General features: G+C 66.0%; 13 protein-coding genes. 2 read left to right on the top strand and 11 right to left on the bottom strand.

The window, feature by feature from the left end; genetic code table 11:
* Window positions 1–26: 26 nt before the first annotated feature.
* The 4 genes from ACTJI5_RS16355 to ACTJI5_RS16370 are packed head-to-tail and all read right to left on the bottom strand — an operon-like array spanning window position 27 to window position 6,894.
* The gene (locus ACTJI5_RS16355) at window positions 27–1,613 is read right to left on the bottom strand and encodes an AMP-binding protein (protein WP_440861048.1); all 1,587 of its coding nucleotides are present in this window, start codon (window positions 1,611–1,613) and stop codon (window positions 27–29) included.
* Window positions 1,610–3,238 (bottom strand): carboxylesterase/lipase family protein, encoded by a 1,629-nt coding sequence (locus ACTJI5_RS16360; RefSeq protein ID WP_440861049.1) that lies wholly within the window; start codon window positions 3,236–3,238, stop codon window positions 1,610–1,612. Before ACTJI5_RS16360 ends, ACTJI5_RS16355 begins: the two co-directional genes overlap by 4 nt.
* Window positions 3,235–4,557, bottom strand: a complete 1,323-nt coding sequence (locus ACTJI5_RS16365) for a spinster family MFS transporter (RefSeq protein WP_440861050.1) — start codon at window positions 4,555–4,557, stop codon at window positions 3,235–3,237. Before ACTJI5_RS16365 ends, ACTJI5_RS16360 begins: the two co-directional genes overlap by 4 nt.
* A 3-nt stretch (window positions 4,558–4,560) precedes the next feature.
* Complete coding sequence (locus tag ACTJI5_RS16370) at window positions 4,561–6,894, bottom strand: TonB-dependent receptor (protein WP_440861051.1); 2,334 nt, start codon at window positions 6,892–6,894, stop codon at window positions 4,561–4,563.
* Between the two features lie 240 nt (window positions 6,895–7,134).
* On the opposite strand from ACTJI5_RS16370, the gene ACTJI5_RS16375 reads away from it, so the two are divergent.
* Window positions 7,135–8,238 (top strand): DNA alkylation repair protein, encoded by a 1,104-nt coding sequence (locus tag ACTJI5_RS16375; RefSeq protein ID WP_440861052.1) that lies wholly within the window; start codon window positions 7,135–7,137, stop codon window positions 8,236–8,238.
* 19 nt (window positions 8,239–8,257) lie between these two features.
* Here ACTJI5_RS16375 and ACTJI5_RS16380 read toward each other — a convergent pair whose 3' ends face one another.
* Complete coding sequence (locus ACTJI5_RS16380) at window positions 8,258–10,324, bottom strand: transglycosylase domain-containing protein (protein WP_440861053.1); 2,067 nt, start codon at window positions 10,322–10,324, stop codon at window positions 8,258–8,260.
* A 150-nt stretch (window positions 10,325–10,474) separates the two neighbouring features.
* Between ACTJI5_RS16380 and ACTJI5_RS16385 the strand changes: the two genes are divergently transcribed.
* Window positions 10,475–12,400, top strand: coding sequence for a hypothetical protein (locus tag ACTJI5_RS16385; RefSeq protein WP_440861054.1), 1,926 nt, complete (start codon window positions 10,475–10,477; stop codon window positions 12,398–12,400).
* Here the strand turns inward: ACTJI5_RS16385 and ACTJI5_RS16390 are convergent.
* The 6 genes from ACTJI5_RS16390 to ACTJI5_RS16415 all read right to left on the bottom strand — a co-directional run bounded on the left by ACTJI5_RS16390 (window position 12,397) and on the right by ACTJI5_RS16415 (window position 20,266).
* The gene (locus tag ACTJI5_RS16390) at window positions 12,397–12,879 is read right to left on the bottom strand and encodes a DUF421 domain-containing protein (RefSeq protein ID WP_440861055.1); all 483 of its coding nucleotides are present in this window, start codon (window positions 12,877–12,879) and stop codon (window positions 12,397–12,399) included. The genes ACTJI5_RS16385 and ACTJI5_RS16390 overlap by 4 nt on opposite strands.
* Window positions 12,879–13,394 carry a hypothetical protein gene (locus tag ACTJI5_RS16395; protein WP_440861056.1) on the bottom strand — a complete coding sequence of 172 codons (516 nt, stop codon included), beginning with the start codon at window positions 13,392–13,394 and terminating at the stop codon, window positions 12,879–12,881. The genes ACTJI5_RS16390 and ACTJI5_RS16395 overlap by 1 nt, the downstream gene beginning before the upstream one ends.
* A 120-nt stretch (window positions 13,395–13,514) precedes the next feature.
* Window positions 13,515–14,738, bottom strand: a complete 1,224-nt coding sequence (locus ACTJI5_RS16400) for a bifunctional alpha/beta hydrolase/OsmC family protein (RefSeq protein ID WP_440861057.1) — start codon at window positions 14,736–14,738, stop codon at window positions 13,515–13,517.
* Window positions 14,739–14,865: 127 nt separating this feature from the next.
* Entirely contained in the window at window positions 14,866–15,795 is a 930-nt protein-coding gene (locus tag ACTJI5_RS16405; protein ID WP_440861058.1) for a DUF4886 domain-containing protein, read from the bottom strand.
* Between the two features lies 1 nt (window position 15,796).
* The gene (locus ACTJI5_RS16410) at window positions 15,797–18,889 is read right to left on the bottom strand and encodes a TonB-dependent receptor plug domain-containing protein (RefSeq protein ID WP_440861059.1); all 3,093 of its coding nucleotides are present in this window, start codon (window positions 18,887–18,889) and stop codon (window positions 15,797–15,799) included.
* A 48-nt stretch (window positions 18,890–18,937) separates the two neighbouring features.
* On the bottom strand, window positions 18,938–20,266 hold the full coding sequence (locus ACTJI5_RS16415; RefSeq protein ID WP_440861104.1) for a dicarboxylate/amino acid:cation symporter: 1,329 nt from the start codon (window positions 20,264–20,266) through the stop codon (window positions 18,938–18,940).
* Window positions 20,267–20,440: the final 174 nt, after the last annotated feature.

Here is a 20,440-nt window from a genome sequence, read left to right on the forward strand (position 1 = left end):
CCCCTGCCGCAACGTCCCCGTGCCGATCAACCCGCGCCATGGTCGTTCCGCAAGCGAATCTTATCGATTTTTCCGGTCGGCGCCAGCGGCATGGCGGCAAGGCGCACGACGGCGTCGGGAATCCACCAGGGGGCGACGCGGCCCGCAAGCGGGGCGAGCAGCTCGGCGTCGCTGATTTCCACGTCCGAACTGAGTTCGACGAGCAGCACCGGCCGCTCGCCCCATTTGGGATCCTCGCGGCCGATCACCGCGGCGAGCGACACCTGCGGCAGCGCGCCGACGACGGCCTCGATCTCGGCGGGGTTGATCCACTCGCCGCCCGATTTGATTAAATCCTTGGCCCGGCCCGTGATCGACAGATTGCCGCGCGCATCGATCCGCGCGAGGTCGCCGGTCGCGAACCAGCCGTCGTCGTCGGTCGCGGACTCGGCTTGCCCCAGATAGCGTTCGACCACCGCCGATCCGCGAACGCGAAGATGCCCCTCGACCCCGCGTTGTTCGGGGAGCGGCGCGCCCGCCGCGTCGGTGAGCAGCAGGTCGACGCCGATCGCCGGACGCCCCGACACCGATGCGGTGCGCAGAGGGTCGTCCGGCGGCGCGATCGTGCCGAGCGGCGACAGTTCGGTCATGCCCCAACTCGTCTGCACGGTGACGCCGAGCCGGCGCTCGATCCGCTCCATCAGCGCGGGCGCCATTGGCGCGCCGCCGACGATGATGCGTTTGAGCGACGACAGTTCGCCGCCCGCAGCCTCGATATGTTCGACGACGCCGAGCCATACGGTGGGAACACCGACGCCGACCGTCACGCCCTCGGCCGCGATCAACCGCGCGAGGCTTGCTCCGTCGGCCTGCCGCCCGGGAAGGACGAGCTTGCCGCCGACCGCGGGCAGCGCAAAGGGCAGCCCCCAGGCGTTGGCGTGGAACATCGGCACCACGGCGAGCACGGCGTCGCGGTAGGTGAAGGCCATCACGTCGGCCTGCAACGCGCGCAGCGTGTGCAGGAAGCTTGCGCGGTGCGTGTAGGTCACCCCCTTCGGCGCGCCCGTCGTTCCGGAGGTAAAGCAGAGCCCGGCGGGCGAACGCTCGTCGAAGCCGCCCCATGAGGTTCCGCCCGGCGCGCCGGCGATCAGCGCTTCGAGTTCGCGGAGCGGCGGCGCGGCGGCGGGCCAGTCGCCCGCGGGCCCATCGATCACCAGTACCTGCCCGATCGCCGGCGCGCGCTCTACGATCGACCGCGCGAGCGGCAGCAGGTCGGCGCTGACGATCAGCAGCTTCGCGCCCGATTGCACCGCCATCGCCGCGAGTTGCGGCGCGGTAAGGCGCGGATTGAGCGTGTGGCAGACCGCGCCGATTCCCATCGTCGCATACCATGCCTCGACATGCGCCTGGCTGTTCCAGGCGAGCGTCGCGACACGGTCGCCCTCGCCCGCCCCGAAGCCTGCGAGCAGCGACGAGATCGCAAGGCTGCGGTCGCGGAGCATCGCGTAGCCGATCCGCGCGATGCTCCCGTCCTCGCGCGCGGTCACGACTTCGGCGTCGCCGTGCCAGCGCGCCGCGTGATCGAGGAATTTGTCGAGGGTAAGCGGATAATCCTGCATCATACCGTGGTTCATGGACAGTTTGCGCCCTTCACGAGGATGGGCGAGGCGATACCGCTGTTCCAGTTCCACGGCTGATTACCCGCGGCGCGGCGGCGGCACATCGCGGCTTCGTGGAGGGCATACATTCCGGGCATCAGCCGCGTACCGGGACGCGGGACATCGGCGAAGGCCATGAAGGCGGCGTCCTTGCCATAAGGGCGCCACGCCGCCTGCCCCGCCGCCTCGGGCTTGCCCGTCCTCGCGAAGGAGACCCAATAATCGCCCATCGCGTTGGCGAATTTACGCTCGGCGACGGTATCGGGGATTTTGGGCCAATAGGGCGGCGTGTCGCCGGCGGTGCCGAATATGAACGGGATTTCGGCGGCGTGGAAGCCGTGCAGTCCGGCCTCGCTCGCCGCCGGATAGCCATGGTCGAAGAGGTAAAGATAGGCTGGCTGGCCGAGCGCGGTCTGCTTGATCGCGAGCCGTTCGGACGTCCAGCCGTAAAGCGCATCGCGCGGCGTCGCGAGGATCGTTTCAGCGAGATCCTTTGCTGGATAGAGTTTGAGCCACGCGTCGGCGAGATCGCCGTAGCGTTCGCGGATCGCGGCCTCATAGGCGGCGGCATCGGCGGGGACCGGCGGCGCGAGAACGCGCAGCGAGCGGATCTCGCCGATGTTGAAGCCCGCGATCATCGGCACCGGCGCCTGCTCGCCGCGATCGAAGATGTCGACGAGCTGGCCCGGCAGGATCTTGCCGTCGACGGTGCCCCACGGGAAATAACCCGCCTTGGCAGCGCCGTCGGTCAGTTGGACCGGATCGACCTTGCGCAGCGCCGCGATGTCGGCGGCGCCGAGCGCGGCGGCGACCCGCTCGCCCGTCGCCTCGGCGGCGGGTTCGCCGTGGCGCGCTTCCTTGAGCGACGGGGTCGAGATCATATAGGCGCTCTGCGCGATCGCCTTGTGGAACAGGCCGCGCGCCTTTGGCGAGGCCATCAGATACATCACGCTGAGCGCGCCCGCGGACTCGCCCGCGATGGTGACATTGGCCGCGTCGCCGCCGAATGCGCCGATATTCGTCTTCACCCATTCGAGCGCCGCGATCTGGTCGAGCAGCCCGTAATTGCCCGACACACCATCGGGCGATTCCGCGCTGAGGCCCGGATGCGCCATATAGCCGAGCACGCCGAGGCGGTAGTTGATCGACACGACGATCGCGCCGCGCGCGGCGAGTTTCGCGCCATCGTACATGCCCTCGTGGCTGTAGCCGGTCGCGAGTGCACCGCCGTGGATCCACACGATCACCGGCGCATCTTTCGTGTTTTCGGGCGCCCATATGTTGAGCGTCAGGCAATCTTCGGAAATCTTCGCGGGCGGATTGGCGTAGATGTGCACCGCCGTCGGGCGCGGCTGGATGCAGGCGGCACCGAAGCTCTGCGCCTTGCGCACGCCCTGCCATGCGGGCAGCGGCTGCGGGGCTTTCCAGCGGAGCGGCCCGACCGGCGGCTGCGCGAAAGGGATGCCCTTGAATTCGCGGACCTTGCCGACAGTCTTGCCCTCGAGCGCGCCCGCGGGCGCTTCCACCACCGGGCTAGCGGCGACGGCGGGCGCCGCCATCAGAAGCCCGGCCGCGGACAATGCAGTGCTTAATTTCTTCATGCTGCCGACTCCTGCCGGTTGTCCTCTCGACGCAGCCGCCGCGCGAGCCAGAGAAAGAGCCCGATCGCGATCAGATAAAAGGGCGTCAGCGTGTACAGCGCCGTTTGCAGCCCGTGGAGGTCGCCCTGCGCCTTGAACCAGTCGCTGGCGAAACCGACCCATGTCGGCCCCAGCCCCAATCCGATAAAGTTCATGATGAGCAGCAACAAGGCGCCCGCGAGCACGCGCTGGTTCGGCTTCACTTCCTCCTGAACCAGTGCGACCGAAGCCGAGAGGTAGAAATAGTTGAAGATCATCACGACGGTGAGCAAGGCGAGCGCCAGCGGCCAGCCCGGCGCCCAGACGAAAGCGACGTAAAAGGGCATCGCGACCACAAGCGAGAGCGCCGGGGCAATCGCATAGCCGGCGCGCGATTTGCGCACCATGCGGTCGATCACCCGGCCCGAGACGATCATCCCGCCGCCCATGCCGATCAGCAACACCAGCGCATACCATATCGCGACGTCGCCCAGCTCCATGCCCTTCTCGCGCATCAGGAACAGCACCGCGAAATTGCCGAGGCCATAGGTCACGAACTGCGTCGCGCCGCTGCCCAGCGCCGCGAGCATCAGGATCGGATGCGAGAGGAACATGCGTACCGTCGGCCAAAAGGCCGCCTTGTGGTCGGCGGGTGCGCTGGCAGACGAAGCCGCCAAATCGGTGGCCCCGCGCTTGGGCTCGCGCACGGTCAGCCACACCGCCAGCGCCGTCACGATCCCGATCACGCCCACCGCGATGAAGGGAATGCGCCAGCCGAAACGTTCGGCGATCGCGGCGCCGAACGCCACCCCCGCCGCCGCACCGATCGCCGGGCCGAGGTTGAAGATGCCGAGCGCCGCGGCGCGCTTGCCGGGCGGATAGGTATCGGTGATGATCGCATAGGAGGGCGGCACGCCGCCCGCTTCGCCGAAGCCGACGACCATGCGCGCCACCACCAGCTGCGTATAATTGGCGGCCATGCCGCATGCGACGGTCGCGCCGCTCCAGATCGCGCACGCGGCCGACAGCACCCCGACGCGGCTGGTGCGGTCGGCAAACCAGCCGACGGGGATCGCGATGAAGCAATAGAACATCGCGAAATAGAGCCCGCTGATCAGCCCGAGCTGCCCGTCGCTGATCTGAAGCGCGTCCTGGATCGGTTTCGCGAGGATCGAGAGCAGCTGCCGGTCGAGGAAGTTCAGCACATAGACGAAGCAGAGCATCCCCAGCACGAAGGTGGGATTGCCCCCCGGCCGCGTGGACGCTGCGGCCGGGGAGAGGGAGGCTTCTGCATCCGCCATCGCTTAGAGCCCGTAGCCGAGGCGAATGCCGAAGGTACGCGGGCGCATCGTGCCGAAGCGGCTGTTCAGAAAGGCTTCGGGGTGGATGTAGGTGATCGAATGATCGTCGAAGAGGTTCTCGACATAGAGCTGCGCCGAAATATCGCCCTTCTTCAAACCGAAGCTGAGATTCACGTTGCTGTAGGCGTCGGTCTTTCCGAACGTCGCGAGCGGCACGTTCGGCGCGCCCGGAGTGTTCGGGAAGCTGCTGTTATACGCGCCGATATGCTGCGCATTGACCGCCAGCATCGCGTCGACGTCGCTCGCGAGCTTGAAGCTGTACGACATATAGGCCGAGCCCTGGATACGCGGTGCCGACAGGCGGTGGCCGAGCACCGCGCCCGAAATCGCCGCCTCGGCGGGCGACAGCTTGGTGATCTTGGAATCGTTGTAGGCGCCGTTGAAGCCGATCGACACGCCGGTCGCCGGGATCACATTGACCTCGAACTCAAAGCCCTTGCTGCGCGCCGCGCCGATGTTGGTCGCGAACTGTACCGAGTCCGACACGCGGTTCGCCTGCGCCTGGATGTTGCTCCAGTCGATCAGGTAGAAAGCGGCGTTGATGCTGACGCGCCCACCCAGCCAGCGCCCCTTCGCGCCGACCTCATAGCTTTCGAGACTGTCCGACGTCGCGCCGAAGGGGATGACAATGTCGTTGGCATCGACGACGCTCGCCCGGCCGGCAAAGGCGTTGACGATCGGCGCGCGGAAACCGGTCGAGAAGGTCGCATAGGTGGTGAGCGTCTCGCTCGGCTTGAAGGTCGCGCTCGCCTTCCACGACGGTTTCGATCCCTTCGCTTTCAAGCCAGTGACCGCGGCATAGGGCGTGAACGTCGTGAAATTGACCGGGAGATAAGCCCCCGTGGGACCTTTCAGTCCGGCAAGAGCCGCTTGAAGATAGTTCAGATTGAAGAAGCCCGGCGCGGTCGCGAGATAGCCGCCCGCCTCGGTAAAGCCTTGCGCCGAGGTCTCGCCATAGCGCATGCCGCCCGTCAGCCAGAAATTGTCCGAGAAACGATAGGTCAACTCGCCGAAGCCCGCGAGTTCCTTGCTGAGCGAATGCGTATATTGCTTCTGATAATATTTGTCGGGCAGACCCGTCATGTTGCGCTCGGCCAGAAACGCGGGGTTCGAGCGGTAGAAATAATCGACATCGCGGCGGCGATCGAGATAGAAGCCGCCGATCACGAACTGGAACGGGCCGTCGAGCGTCGATGCGAGGCGCGTTTCCTGAACGAAAACCTTGTCATAGCCATCGGCGTCGAGACCGAAGGCGATCGGCGCACCGGCGAAGGAACCGGGCTGGAACGTGCCGGCGAGATCGACATAGAAACGCTGCTCGAAATCCGAATAGGTCGACGAGCTGGTGAGCTTGGCGAAGTCGAATTCATAGTCGATCGTCGCATTGGCGATCAGCTGCTTGCCGGTGAAGCGGTCGGGCTCGTCCGAGACGCGTTTGTTGCGGCCGAGTGACGGGCTGGTCAGCGACGAGTCCTTGGGATTGCTATATTCATAGGAGCCGAGCAGCTTGATCGACAGGCGATCGGTCGGGCGCCACAGCAAGGTCGCGCGGCCGCCATAATCGATCAGCGTGTTCGAATTCTTCACGCCCGTCCCGACATTGTCGAGATAGCCTTCCTCGTCGCGGTAGAAGCCGACGACGCGCAGCGCGAGCTTGTCCTCGACCAGCGGGACATTGACCATCGCATTATAGCGCTGGCGGATCGAATCCGATCCGGTCAGCCCAATATCGACGAGCGCCGAGACGTCGAAATCGTTGAGGTCGGGGCTTTTCTGCAGGATGCGCATCGCGCCCGACAGCGAGCCCGAGCCGAACAACGTCCCCTGCGGCCCGCGCAGGAATTCGACGCGCTCGACGTCGAACAGGTTCGGGTCGACGACGGTCGTGTTGCCGATCGTCGAGACCGGAAGCTCGTCGATATAGATGGCGACCGAGCTTTGCAGATTGGCGTTATAGCCATTGGTCGCAATGCCGCGCGCAGTGAAATTGTTGAAGTTCGCTGTCGGCTTGTTGAGCACGACGCCCGGTGTCTCGCGCCCGATGCCTTCGTAGCCGACGATGCCCTTTTCGGTCAGCTCTTCCTGCGAAAAGGCCGAAATGCTGATCGGCACGTCCTGAATGCGTTCGGCGCGGCGCGTTGCGGTGACGATGATGTCATTGCCGCCCGGCGCCTCGTCGGCCTGCGGCGCGGTTTCGGCCGCATCCTGTGCGGCGGCGCCCGCCGGGATTGCGAAAAGCGCGCCCGCGCATACGGACGCAAACAGCTGAACCCTCATTTTGCCCTCTCCCAAAAGTCGCCGCTCGATCGCCGGCATGGCGCATTCATGGCAGCGGTTCGATGGCGAGTCAACATTCACTCTCACGAGTGTGAATGAAATTAAAAAACGGGCAAGGAGGAGGGCGTGGAAGGTATGCGAAGCCCAGGAGACGAAAATCATTCCGGTCCGAGTACCGGCGTTGCTATGTCGGCGCCGAACCGCGCGCCAACGCGCGCGCCTGAAACCCGGAAAGCCGCAATGACTCAAGAAACCCCTGCCCTGCTCAAAGATATTCTGGACCCGCAAGCACTGCAGACGATCGGCGATGCGGGGGTGACGGCGTCGCGACATTTCGATCGCGCCGCCTTTTTGTCCGCGGCGTCGGACGGGCTCGATGCGTTGTCGATCATGGAGCGCGTGCGCCATATCGCCGACGCGCTCCGTGCCGCGCTGCCCGGCGATTACCCGGCGGCGCTCGATGTCGTCCGCGCGATGGCGCCGCGGCTCACCCATGGGTTTCAGGCGATGGCGGTCACCGAATATGTCGCGCGCTATGGCCTCGATGATTTCGACCGGTCGATGGACGCGCTCGCCGACCTGACGCGCTTCGGCACAGCCGAGTTTGCGATCCGCCCGTTTCTGGCGGCGGATACGCCGCGTGCGCTGGCCGTCATGATGCGATGGGCCAGCAGCGAGGACGAGCATGTCCGCCGGCTCGCGAGCGAAGGCGCACGCCCGCGCCTGCCGTGGGCTGCGCGCGTCCCTGCGCTGAAGGCCGACCCGACGCTGGCGGCGCCGATCCTCGAAATGTTGAAAGCCGATCCGAGCCTGTACGTCCGTAAATCGGTCGCGAACCATCTGAACGATATCGCCAAGGACCGGCCCGACTGGCTGCTGGACCGCCTTGCCGAGTGGCCGCAGGATGACGCGCGCACCGTCTGGATCGTTCGCCACGCGCTCCGCACGCTGATCAAGAAGGGCGATCCCGCCGCGCTCGCGCTGATTGGGGTCGGCCATGGCGCCGCGGTACGCGTGCGCGATTTCAGCATCGCCCCGCCGGCCGTCCATCTTGGCGACCGGATTGCCATCACGGCCAGCCTTGCATCGGATTCATCCGAAAATCAGCGGCTCGTGGTCGATTATCGCGTCCATTATGCGCGCGCGGGCGGCAAGAGCGCCGCCAAGGTGTTCAAGCTGAAAAGCTTCGAACTTGCGGCGGGCGAGTCCGTGCCGCTGGGCATCAGCCAGACAATCCGCGACTTTACCACCCGGCGCCATTATCCGGGGCGGCACGAGGTCGAGTTGATCGTCAACGGGCAGGTGATGGCAACCGCGGCGTTCGATATCCTGCCGGCGGACTGATCCCCGCGGGCGGCGTTGCCTATCCGGGTGGCGGCGCGGTGGCGGCCTCGGGCGGCGGGCGCCCTTCCTGAATCGTCGGACGCCCCTCCGACATCGGCAGGCGCAGGTCGATCCGGCTGCCGTTGATTTCGGTCGTGATGACCGCATCATTGCCCTCGATGCCGATGCGCGTCCGGTCGCCGATCGGGATGTCGCCGATGTCGGGAATATCGAGCGGTTCGACGGGGCCGGTCGGATCGACCACCTTCTTCGGTCGCGGCGCCGCCTTCTTGCCCGATGCCTCGGTCATGAAGTCGCGCCAGATGCGCGCCGGCAGCCCGCCGCCAGAAATGCCCTGAAGCGGCGTATTGTCGTCGTTGCCGATCCACACGCCGACGACGAGGCCGTTGGCGTAACCGACGAACAGCGCGTCGCGATTGTCCTGACTGGTGCCCGTCTTGCCGAAATTGGCCTGCGGCAGCCGCGCGGCGCGGCCGGTGCCGCGATTGACCGCGGCGCGCAGCATTTGCTCGATGTCCGCATGCTCGCGCGACCCGAAACTCGACGGGCCCGAGATCAGATTCTCGAACCAGCCCTTTTCCTCCGCCTCGAACGCATGCGGTTCGACCGGATAGCTGTTCGCCGCGACTGCGGCATAAGCCGCGGTGAGTTCGAGCAAGGTCATGCTCGACGTGCCGAGCGCGAGGCTGGGGTCGCCCTTCGCCATCGGCGCGGTGACGCCGAGGTCGCGCGCCATGTCGATGACCTTGTCGTCGCCAACCTCGCGGAGCAGGCGCACCGAGGCGACATTGCTCGACGAGGCGAAGGCGTCTTCGAGGCTGATTTCCTTCGAATAGGCGCCGCCCGAATTTTTGGGACGGTACGAGCCGGTCTCGATCGGGCTGTTGTCGATCATGTCGTCGGGGTCCCAGCCGGCGCGGAGCGCGGCGAGATAGACGAACAGCTTGAAGGTCGAGCCCGGCTGGCGCCGCGCCTGCGTCGCGCGGTTGAAAGGCGATGCGGCATAATCCTTGCCGCCGATCATCGCGACAACCTCGCCATTCGGGCGCATCGCGACGAGCGCGACCTGCGCCTTGCCCAGCCCCGCGCGCCCGGTCACGCGGCGCGCGACGCCTTGCAAGCGCGCGTCGAGCGTCGTCGCGATCGTCTGGCGCGAATAGCCGACATCGCTGAGCTTACGCGCCGCGGGCAGCGCCCAGTCGGCGAAATAGGTGCCGGTGGGCAGCGTGTTGCGGCTGCGCACGTCGATGCGCGGGGTGCGAAGCGCTTTCCGCTCCTGCTCGGTGAGATAGCCCGTCGTGACCATCGCGTTCAGCACCAGCTTCATGCGCTTTTCGGCGAGGTCGGGGTTTTTGGTCGGCGCGAGGCGCGACGGCGCCTGCACGAGCCCCGCGAGCATCGCCGCCTGCGCGGGGGTCAATTTTTCGGGCTGGCGGTAGAAATAATGGAGCGAGGCGGCGCGCAGGCCATAGGTGTTGTCGCCGAAATAGGCGTTCGAGAGATAGCGTTCGAGGATCTCGTCCTTGCTGAGCCAGGCTTCGAGCCAGAAGGCGATCAGCGCCTCGCGCGCCTTGCGCCCGAGCGTGCGTTTGGGCGTCAGGAAGGTGAATTTCGCAAGCTGCTGCGTGATCGTGCTGCCGCCCTGTGTGCGTCCGCCGGTGACGTTGCTCCACACGGCGCGCGCGATGCTGCGCGGGTCGACGCCCCAATGGGTGTAAAAGCGCCGATCCTCGATCGCGAGGAAGGCGCCGGTTACATGTTTGGGCAGATCCTTTGCCTTCACCGGCGTGTCGACGATCGCCCCGATGCGCGCGATCGGGGTGCCGTCGGATGCGAGCAAGGTGATCTGCGGTGGTGCGATCGGTTCGAGCGATTTCGAGAGCGGTGCGGTGAGCGCGAGCCAGCCGACGAGCAGGATGAAAGCCACGCAGAAGATCGCGAAACCGCGCGAAATGCGGCGCATCCATTTGCGCCCGCGCGTCTCGGGCACAATGGGCGGCGGCTGGGCTGCTATATCGGCGAACGGACCACCCGGCGTCACGGCGAGGGTGGGATCGGGGCCTTCGGGTTTACGGAACCATTTCATGCGCAACGCCCGTATTACAGCCCCAACACAGCATAAGCAATTGCGTTATATGGTGCGTCCGATCGGCCCTATTCCTCAAGAAGAGCAGCGACTTGACCGACCCGCCGGGGTAAGAAAGGAAAAAGCCGCGCCCAACCGGAGAGCGATGACATGAGCCATGCAGCCACCCGCTATTGCGACCTGGTGATGAAGGGCGGCATCACAAGCGGCATCGTCTATCCGAACGCCGTCCTGGCGCTTGCGCGCGATTTCCGGTTCAAGAATATCGGCGGGACATCGGCCGGCGCGATCGCCGCGGCGGCCACCGCGGCGGCAGCGCTGGGCGACCGCAAGCATGTCGCATCGGGATCAACTACCCCCTGCCCTCCGACGCTCGGTTTTGCGGGTCTCGAACGCGTCGCGGCGCAGCTGTCGTCCGAGGGCTTCATTTTCGGCCTGTTCCAGCCCGCGCGCGGCGGGCGCAATGCCTATCGATTGATCGTTACTCTCGCCGGGAATGCGGGGGTGCTGCGCAAGGCCTTGGTGGCTGCGGTGGCGGTTGTGGCGATCGCGCCGCTCGAAGCGCTGCTTCTGCTCGGCCTGTTCGTTGCGGGCGGGTACTGGCTCGCGGGTACGGCCGGCGTCGCCGCCGTGCTGTTGCCGTCGGCGATCTGCGCTTATCTCGGCGCTGCGATTGCCGCCGTTTTGCGTGTTGCGCGCGTCACGCGGCGCAATCTGCTCGGGCTTTGTTCGGGCCTGAGCGTGCGGAAGGATGGCAAGCCGGCGCTGACCGAATGGCTGCACGAGGTCCTGCAATCCTTGTCGGGCAAGGACATCGCCGAACCGCTGCTGTTCGACGATCTGTGGGCCGCGCCGCGTTATCCCGGCGAGCCGAGGACCGAAACCGCGATCTCGCTCCAAATGATCACGACGGGCGTCTCGCATCACGAGCCGCGGACGCTGCCCTTCACCGACGCGTCCTTCTGGTTTCTGCGCGAAGAATTCGACCTGCTGTTTCCTAAGCCGGTCGTCGATGCGATGGTGGCGATGGCGGGGTCGCCCGATCGGGTCGGGGAAAGGGATTATTACCGCCTGCCCGGCAAGGGCCGGATGCCGGTGCTGGTGGCGATGCGGATGAGCCTCAGCTTCCCGCTGCTGATCAGCGCAGTGCCGCTGCACGAGCCCATGGGCAGGCGAACGCTCCGCGGCGAGACCGAGGGAGAGGCACTCGATGACGGCGAGGACACCAAGGAGACGACGCTAAGCCAGAGCACCGACAGCCTCGCTACCGGCGGCGAGGCGCCGCTCTCCTTGATCGAAGGTTTCCGCATCTGCTGGTTTTCCGACGGCGGCGTTTCGAGCAATTTTCCGCTCCACCTGTTCGACGCGCCGCTGCCGCGCTGGCCGACGTTCGCGATCAACCTCGTCTATCCGCAAAGCAGCGACGATCCGCAGGTCGAGAATCCCGAACCCCGGAATCCGCGGGACGAGGCAGAGGCGGCCGTGTGGCTTCCGCTGCACAATAATCGCGGCTGGCAACGCAGCTATAGCTCGATCGCGCGGCCGCTCGCGCTGGCCGAGGTGTCCGGCTTTGTGTTCGGGATCATCAGCACGATGCAGAACTGGCGCGACCTGTTGCAGTCGCGCGCGCCCGGCCAACGCGACCGGATCGTCCACGTCGCGCTCGACAAGGTCGAGGGGGGCATGAACCTCGACATGTCGCAGGACATATTGGACAGCATTTCGTTGAAAGGCACGGTCGCGGGCGAGCGGCTGTATCAATTCTCCTTCGACAATCATTATTGGGTGCGGTGGCGGAACGTCGCCTCGGGCCTCCAGCGCTATACGATCCGGATCGCCGCCAGCGCGAAGGTCGTTCCGCCGATCCCGGCGTATGAGGCGGCCTTTGCGACGGTCCGCACGGGAACGCCCCCGCCGGTTTCGTATAAATTCCGGTCGGCCGAAGCGCAAAACGCCGCGCAGACGCTGTTCACCGACCTGGTGGCGCGCGGCGAGGATTGGGACGACCTTGGCCCCGACCTCAGCGACGGGACGCCGCGGCCGCTCCCCCAGATGCAGATCACGCCGATCTATTAGTTCGCGGGATCATCGCGATCCTGCTGCGGCGAGGGCTGATCGTCCTTCTTGATGAAGCTCATCTTGCCCTGCGGCTCGAGGATCGCCCACGCGACCTCGGACATCCGTCCGATCCCGGCGAGCCGCATTTCGGACAGGATCTCGTCGCGCGTCAGCCGGTCGCGCCGCAGATTTTCGGTCACGATTTCGCCGTCGCGCACGATCACGCGCGGGGTGCCTTCGAGCAGGTCCTTCGCACGCGGGAACAGATAGGCGGTCCAGCTGAGCACCAGCGCCCAGAAGGCGAAGGTACAGATCGCAAGCGTCGCGCCGGTCAGGCTGAAGTCGTTGTGCGTCACGCCCTGCTGGATCAGGTCGCCGAGCACGACGAGCACGACGAATTCGAACGGCGTCATCTGGCCGAGTTCGCGCTTTCCGAGCAGCCGGATCAGCAGGAACAGGATGAAGAACATCACCGTGGCGCGAAGGACGATATCCATCAGGGCAGCACCTTGATGCGGAGCGGCATCACGCCGATGCGCCGGCTTCCGTCAAAGACCGCGATATCGCCGCGGGTCCCCGCGAACAGCGGCGGGTTGATCTGGCCATCGATCTTGATGTGGAGGCTGTCGCCGGCGTCCAGCGGGCCATAGGAAAAATGAAAGCGGCCGTCCTTGAAACTCTCTTCGGCGGGCGCCGGGATCATCGTGTTGACGGTCATGTCGTGCCAGAGCGCGGGAGACACCGCCACCACCGCATCGTCCAGCGGAACATCGGCCGTCAAAGTGATGTCGGTTTCAAAGAACTCGCCGTTGCGAATGATCGTCGGCGTTTTCACCGTCAGGCGCGCATCGCCCAGATCGGCCGTGCGCGGCGGGCTCGGCTGCCCGCCCGCGAAGCCGAGGCCCGCCGCCAGCAACAGGCCGCCAAGGACGAGGATCGAAATCGGGCTGGCGTGCCGGTCCCACAGGCGTTGGTGCGATGGCCTGGCGTCGAGTCCTTCCAGCGCCTGCATCCGATCCTCCAGCCTGATCGCACATGCCCCGCGGCCGCAACAGCCGAGGACGCCCGCCTCATCAGAGACAGGCGCCTATTGGACGCTTGGCGCGGCAGTTCGTTCCGCCGTCGCCCTGCACTAAGCGGGCGCTTGCCCTCCGGCCGGGCCGGCATCGGCCCATCCCGCTTCGGTCGCCTCGAAGCGCGATCCGGTCTCCAGCGTACGGTGCACGGGGCAGCGATCGGCCACGCCAAGCAGTTCGGCATGCTGCGCTTCGTCGATCGCGCCCTCGATCTCGACGCGGCGGCTGAAGACATCGGGTTTCTCGGCGCCCTTGTCCTTCCGGTGCGTCACGCCGGTGCGGATCCGCTCGACCGGCCATCCCTTGCGCTCGGCATAGAGACGCAGCGTCATCGTCGTACAAGCGGCGAGCGCGGCGGAGAGCAGGTTGAAGGGCGTCGGGCCCGACCCCAGACCGCCGGCGCTCTCGGGCTCGTCGGCGATGAAGGCCGCCTTCCCTGCGCGCATCGCGAGCTGGAATTTGCCCAGCCGTGTTTCCTCGGCCTCGGCATCGAACTGGCTGGCGGCGGTCGGCGGCATCGCGGGCAGGTAGCGCCCGGCCCAGGCCGAGATCATGTCGGCGGCGAAATCGGCGTCGCGCGCATTGCTGAGCAGATGATCGGCGCCGTCGAGCGAGACGAAGCTCTTGGGATGCTTGGCCGCGAGATAAAGGCTGGTGACATTCTCGATCCCGACCACCTGATCGAGCGGCGCATGGAGGAGCAGCAAGGGCCGTTTCAGCGCGGCAACGCGCGCGCCCTGATCCTGCTCGCGCAGATTTTTAACGAACTCCTTGCGGACGGTGAAGGGCCGGCTGCCAATCGCCACGACGCCGCTTCCTTCGTGCTCGATCTTCGCCAACCCTGCGGGATCGAACTGGTGGAGCGCATGTTCGACGTCGAACGGCGCGGCAATCGTCGCGACGGCGTGGATTCCGGGCAGCGACCCCGCCGCGGCCAGCACCGCCGCGCCGCCAAGGCTATGTCCGACGAGCAGCATCGGAGGCATGCCCGCGGCGGTCATCGCTTCGGCAGCGGCGACCAGGTCCTTGACATTATGGCTGAAACCCGACGATCCGAAATCGCCTTCGCTGGCGCCAAGCCCCGTGAAATCGAACCGCAGCACGCCGATGCCCGCCCCGGCCAGACGCCGCGAAATCCGCACCGCGGCCTTGTTATCCTTCCCGCAGGTGAAGCAGTGGGCGATCAATGCCCACGCCCTGGTCGATCCGACGGGCAGTTCGAGCCGGCCCGACAGGCGGTCGCCGGCGGCGTTGGGAAAATCGAAGGGGCGCGTCGGCATCGGGATCTCCGGTCGCTGCTGGCATGCTCGGCCCTGCGTAGCACAAAATGCCAAGAGGCAAGAGATGCGTGGCGGGGCAGTCAGTCGAGCATCTTACCCGTCCCGCTCCCTTTTTCCCGCAGGCCAATTATCCGTTCGCGAGCGTATCGCGCGCGACGCGTTGCAGCGCCGCCGCCTGCGCGTCCGAGAGCCCCAGCTCGTCGGCGCCCTTTTCCTTGGCGCCGAGCGTCGTCGGATCGATGCCCGTGATCGCACCGAAGGTCACGAGCGCCGACAGATAATAGCCCGCGACGCTCGCGTGATAATGGTCGTACGCCCACAGATCGAGCTGGCCATAACCGATGCCGTCATAGGGATTGGGATCGGCGACGCCGTCCGCCATCGCGCGGTTCCATGCCTGGCCGACCGGCACAATACCCGCCACGGACGGATTGGCGGATCGTGCGCGGTCGGCCGCGGCGCGGAGGTCATCGGCCATCGCCGTCACCGGCTTTCCGTACCAATGACCCCCGGACTTGTAGGTCTGGTCGGCGCGCGTCCATGCTGCCGCGAGGCGGATATCGACCGCAGGATTGCGCGCCTTGAACAACGCGGCGAGCCGGCCGACATTGCGCATATAGTCCGCGGGATCGCCGGGCTTGGCGCGGTCGAGCGTACTGAATTCCTGCAGCACGACGATGTCCCACGACCGGTCGAAGAGCTGGCGCCGCTCGTCATAGTGGAAACCCAAGGACTTGCCGCCCTGCGTTTCGAGGCTGACGCGGTAGTCGAGCCCCGCCTGCTCGGCGAACAGCTTGAACAGCGCGGGTACGCCGCCATAGCCCGCATTGTTGAGGTCGGTGACCGACCCCGCGCGCCAGTTGCGCGCCGCCGAGTGCGCGCCCTGCGTGAAGCTGTTGCCGATGAACAGGATCGTCTTCGGCGCCGCCTTTGCTGGAGCGGAGGAGGTCGCGCCGGCGGCGGTCGGCGCGGGCGCGCTCTCCTTTGCCGCTGCCGCCGGCGCGACGGCGAGCGCGGCAGCGCCGATCAGGAACCAGATGCCGTGCCCGTATTTCATATCAGAACTCCGTGGTGACCGAGGTGTACCAATAGCGGCCATAGGGGCTGTAGAGCGACCCCAGATAACCCTCCGACGACAGCGGCGGCTTTTCGTTCGTGATGTTGCGTACCCCGACGCGCCAGCGCATGTCGCCGCCGAGACCGCCCGCGTCCTTGATCCGCACCTGCGCATAGAGATTGCCGGTCAGCTGCGACTTGACGCGCCACGGGTTGCCGTCGGCATCGACGAACGCCGTTTCGTCGACCGCGCCGGTGTAGCGCGCGAAGGCGCCGACCTGGAACTGCCCGAGCGACCATCTGAGCGACGCGGTGCCGCGCCATTTCGGACGGCCGTTGGCCTCGATCAGATTCTGGGTCTCGGGCAGCGGCGTCGCGGCGTTGATGTCGCCGGCTTCGCGCGCGGCGACAAGCTGATCGACCGCGTCGCCCGGCGCACGCGAGAATTTGAGCAACCGCGTCGCGTTGACCGAAAAATCGAACTTGCCGACATCGGTCTTCGGCGATTGCCAGTAGAAGGCGAAATCGAGCCCGCGAACGGTCTGCGGCTGCAGGTTGATGAACTGGTCGCGCACCGTCGTGATCCGTCCGACCGGCGTGATGCCCGTTCCCGCGAAATTGGCGATATCGTCAGCGTTGGCGGCATCGCGAATGACATTGGGGTTCGACGATCCCTGGAGACGGAGCAGATAGTCGAGCGCCACCGCGGTATCGTTGCCAAGGATGCCGACGATACCCTTCTGCTTGATCGACCAATAGTCGACCGTGAAGGTCATGCGCCCGAGATCCGCCGGAATGAAGGTCGGTTCAAACACCGCGCCAAGGTTATAGTTGCTACTCTTTTCGGGCTTGAGCTCGGGATTGCCCGAAACGCGGCGCGAATAGCCGACATTGTTGCCGCACTGCGTGAAGTTGGCGATCCGGCCGGCGCGCAGGTCAACCTCGCAGCGCAGGAAATCCTGACTGGTCGCAAGGCGCGCATATTCGACCGCGTTGACCTGTTCGAGGTTCGGCGCACGGAACCCCTGCGAGAAGGAGCCGCGGAGGCGGAACCCGTCGACGACGTCCCAAGCCGCGGCGACCTTCGGCCGCGCGACGCTGCCGAAATCGCTATAATGTTCGTAGCGGCCCGCAAGCTGTACGTCGAAGCGGCGGACGAGCGGGATATTCATCTCCTCCGACACCAAAGGCACCGCGAGTTCGGCATAGCCGGCCGCGACCGTCCTTTTGCCATAGGTGTCGGGATTGTCGCTGACCGCCGCGGCGTCGCTGATCGTCACCGCGCCCGACACGGCATCGACGAAGGGACTCGATCCATCGACGGCGGAATCGCGATCGTCGCGCTGCGTCTCGCGTCGCACTTCGAGGCCGAAGGCGACGCCGACGTCGCCGCCGGGCAAGGCGAAGAGATCGGCGCGCGAGGCGCGGAAATCGCCCATCGTCAGCGTCGTTTTCGAGGCGCGCCGAAGCTGGAAGGTGATCGCGTCGATCGCCGCCTGCGAGCTGGGGGTGCAATCGCCCGAACTCAGGCTGTCGACGCAGCCGCCGTTGAACGGGTTATACGCGTCGGGGGTCGCGAGCGCGAGGCTCCGCTGGAGCGCCGAGCTGCGCACCGCGAGGCTGCTGTCGACCGCCGAAGCTTCGGAATAGACGAAGGCGCTGTCCCATTTGAAGCCGGCAGCCTCGCCGCGGACGCCGATCAGACCGCGCAGCTGCTCGCCGGAAACTTTCACCGCCTGCGGCCCGGTATCGACGAAGCGATAGGTGGTGAGCAGCACCGGCAGGCCCGCGGCGGGCACATTCATAAGCCCCGGGATGCGGTTCGGATTGGGCTGGCCGTTGATCGTCGCCGCGCCGAAGGGATTGTAATAGTTCGACGCTGGGATCCAGATCTGGTTGAGGTTGATCACCGGCGGCTGGATGCGCGTCGTGTTCGAGCGGTAATAGCCGAACTCGCCGAACAAAGTCAGGTCGTCGGTCACGTCGTAGTGCCCGTTGATGAAGGCGTTATAGCGCTTCACGCTCGGCATCACCGTCGTTCCGACCGCCGTGTCGTAGCGCAGGTCGCGAAACGCATTGTTCGTCGCGAGCGCGGTGTTCACGAGGCAGAGGTCGGCGGTCAGCGCCTGCGTGCATCCGCCGAGACGCGTCGGGCGGACGGTGAAGGAACCCGCCGCGGTGGTGAGGTTCGTCGTGCCGCGCCGCGGTCGGCCGCCGGTGACCGGCACCTGCAGCGCCGGCCATGCCCCGCGCGTCGCGCGCGCGTCGGGGGTGGTCGAGTCGGCGAATCCCGGATAGTCGGCGAACAGCGGGCGGAGGTTGGCCGAGGCGGTGAAATCCTGATCCTCCGCACGCAGCGCCGAGCGGTCGGTATATTCGAACGAGAGGGTGATATTGCCGCGGTCGAAGCTCTTGCCCGCGAGGATATTCCCCTGGAATTCGCGCAGGTGCGTGCCTTCGGCGCCGCCATATTGCGCCTGCATCCGGAGGCCGTCGTAATTGTCCTTAAGCACCGTGTTGACGACGCCCGCGACGGCGTCCGAGCCATAGAGCGCCGCGGCGCCATCGAGGAGCACTTCGAGCCGCTGCAGCCCCGTCGTCGGGATCGCGTTCGAGTTATAGCTGAGCACGGGCACGGTGCCGGTGTCCGACAGGCCCTGGCTCGCAGGGTGGGTGACGATGCGGCGGCCGTTGAGCAGCACCAGCGTGTTGCCGACTCCGAGCGAGCGGAGGTTGACCGAACCGACATCGCCGCGCGCGGCATTGCTGGTCTGCGCATTGTTGCCGGGGTTGAAACTGACGTCGCCCATCTGCGGGATGTTGCGGATCAGCTCGTCGCCGCTGACCGCACCGATCGCATCGAGCTTGTCCTGATTGACCACGACCACCGGTAGCGCCTCGGTAACGCGCGCGCCTTCGATGCGCGTGCCGACGACAACGATATCGCCGGCGGTTTCGCCATCGGGCTGCGGCTCATTGGCATCGGCGGCTTCGGCGGCCGGACCGGTTTCGGCCGTCTGCGCCTGCGCGGGTGCGCCCGCGAGAAGGCAGATCGCCGTGCTCGCCAGCAGCATTGTTCCAAAACTGCGCCTCATCATCATTCTCCCCAATTTTATTGTTTGAATTTTTGTGTCTTGTTGATCTCAATCGCTGTCGGTCTCGACCGGCGCCGCCGCGAGCGGTGCGGGCTCGCTGCTGAGCGCGCGGTTCAGCGCATCGCGGTCGAGCGCATTTTCCCACATCGCGACGACGATCGCGGCGAGCGCGTTGCCGATGAAATTGGTCAGCGCGCGGCACTCGCTCATGAAGCGGTCGATGCCGAGGATCAGCGCAAGCCCCGCGACGGGCACCGTCGGCACCGCGGTCAGCGTCGCGGCAAGCGTGATGAAGCCCGCGCCGGTAACCCCCGCCGCGCCCTTCGAGCTGACCATCGCGACGAGCAGCAGCGCGACCTGGTCGCCGAGGCTGAGGTCGATACCCGTCGCCTGCGCGACGAAAAGCGCCGCGAGCGTCATATAGATATTCGTGCCGTCGAGGTTGAAGCTGTAGCCCGTCGGCACGACCATGCCGACGACGGATTTGGCGCAGCCCGCTTTCTCGAGCTTTTCCATCAGACTCGGCAGCGCCGCCTCGGACGACGAGGTGCCAAGCACGAGCAGCAGCTCGGCCTTGAGATAGGCGATCAGCCGGAAGATCGAAAAGCCGCAGAGCCGCGCCATCCCGCCGAGGACAACGACCACGAACAGGATCGAGGTCAGATAGAAGGTCGCGATCAGCGCGCCGAGATTGACGAGCGATTCGACGCCATATTCGCCGATGGTGAAAGCCATCGCACCGAACGCGCCGATCGGCGCGAAGCGCATCAGCATGCCGACGAGGGTGAAGAAGACGCTCGAAAGCTTTTCGAGCATGCCGAGCACCTGCGCGCCGGCGGCGCCGGTGTGCGACAGCGCGATGCCGAACAGGATCGCCGCGAACAGCGCCTGCAGGATCGAACCCGAAGTGAGCGCCGAGACGAAGGTCGTGGGAATGATCGCGAGCAGGAAACCGACGAGCGAGGTGTCGTGCGCCTTCGCATCATATTCGGCGATCTTGGCGACGGCGTTCGGATCGAGCGTGCTCGGGTCGATATTCATGCCCGCGCCGGGTTGCACCACATTGGCGACGATCAGCCCGATGATCAGCGCGAGCGTCGAGAAGAAGAGGAAATAGGCGAAGGTTTTCGCCGTCAGGCGGCCGAGCGTCTTGCCGCTGCCGACCGATGCGATGCCGGTCGAAACGGTCAGGAAGATCACCGGGGCGATGATCATCTTGACGAGGTCGATGAAACCCTTGCCAAGCGGCTGGAGCTGGACGCCGATTTCGGGCCAGAAATGGCCGAGCAGCACGCCGCCGGCGATCGCCGCGAGCACCTGCACATAAAGATGCGACCACCACGGCCCGGACTTGGCCGGCGCGTGCACCGCATTCATGTCGATCGTGGCTGCCACCAGCCTCTCCCCATATTTTGCGTCCGGCTCGACGCGAACCGGGGTGTTTCCCGGCCGATGTCTAAAAATAGGGGCGGGAAGGAATCATCGTCAAACGCCGCAGGATATCCAATCAACCTATTGTTATTATTTGAATATGATGGGCACAGCGCTCCA

The organism is Sphingopyxis sp. 22461 (assembly GCF_052044915.1).
In the GTDB taxonomy this organism is placed as follows: Bacteria; Pseudomonadota; Alphaproteobacteria; order Sphingomonadales; family Sphingomonadaceae; genus Sphingopyxis.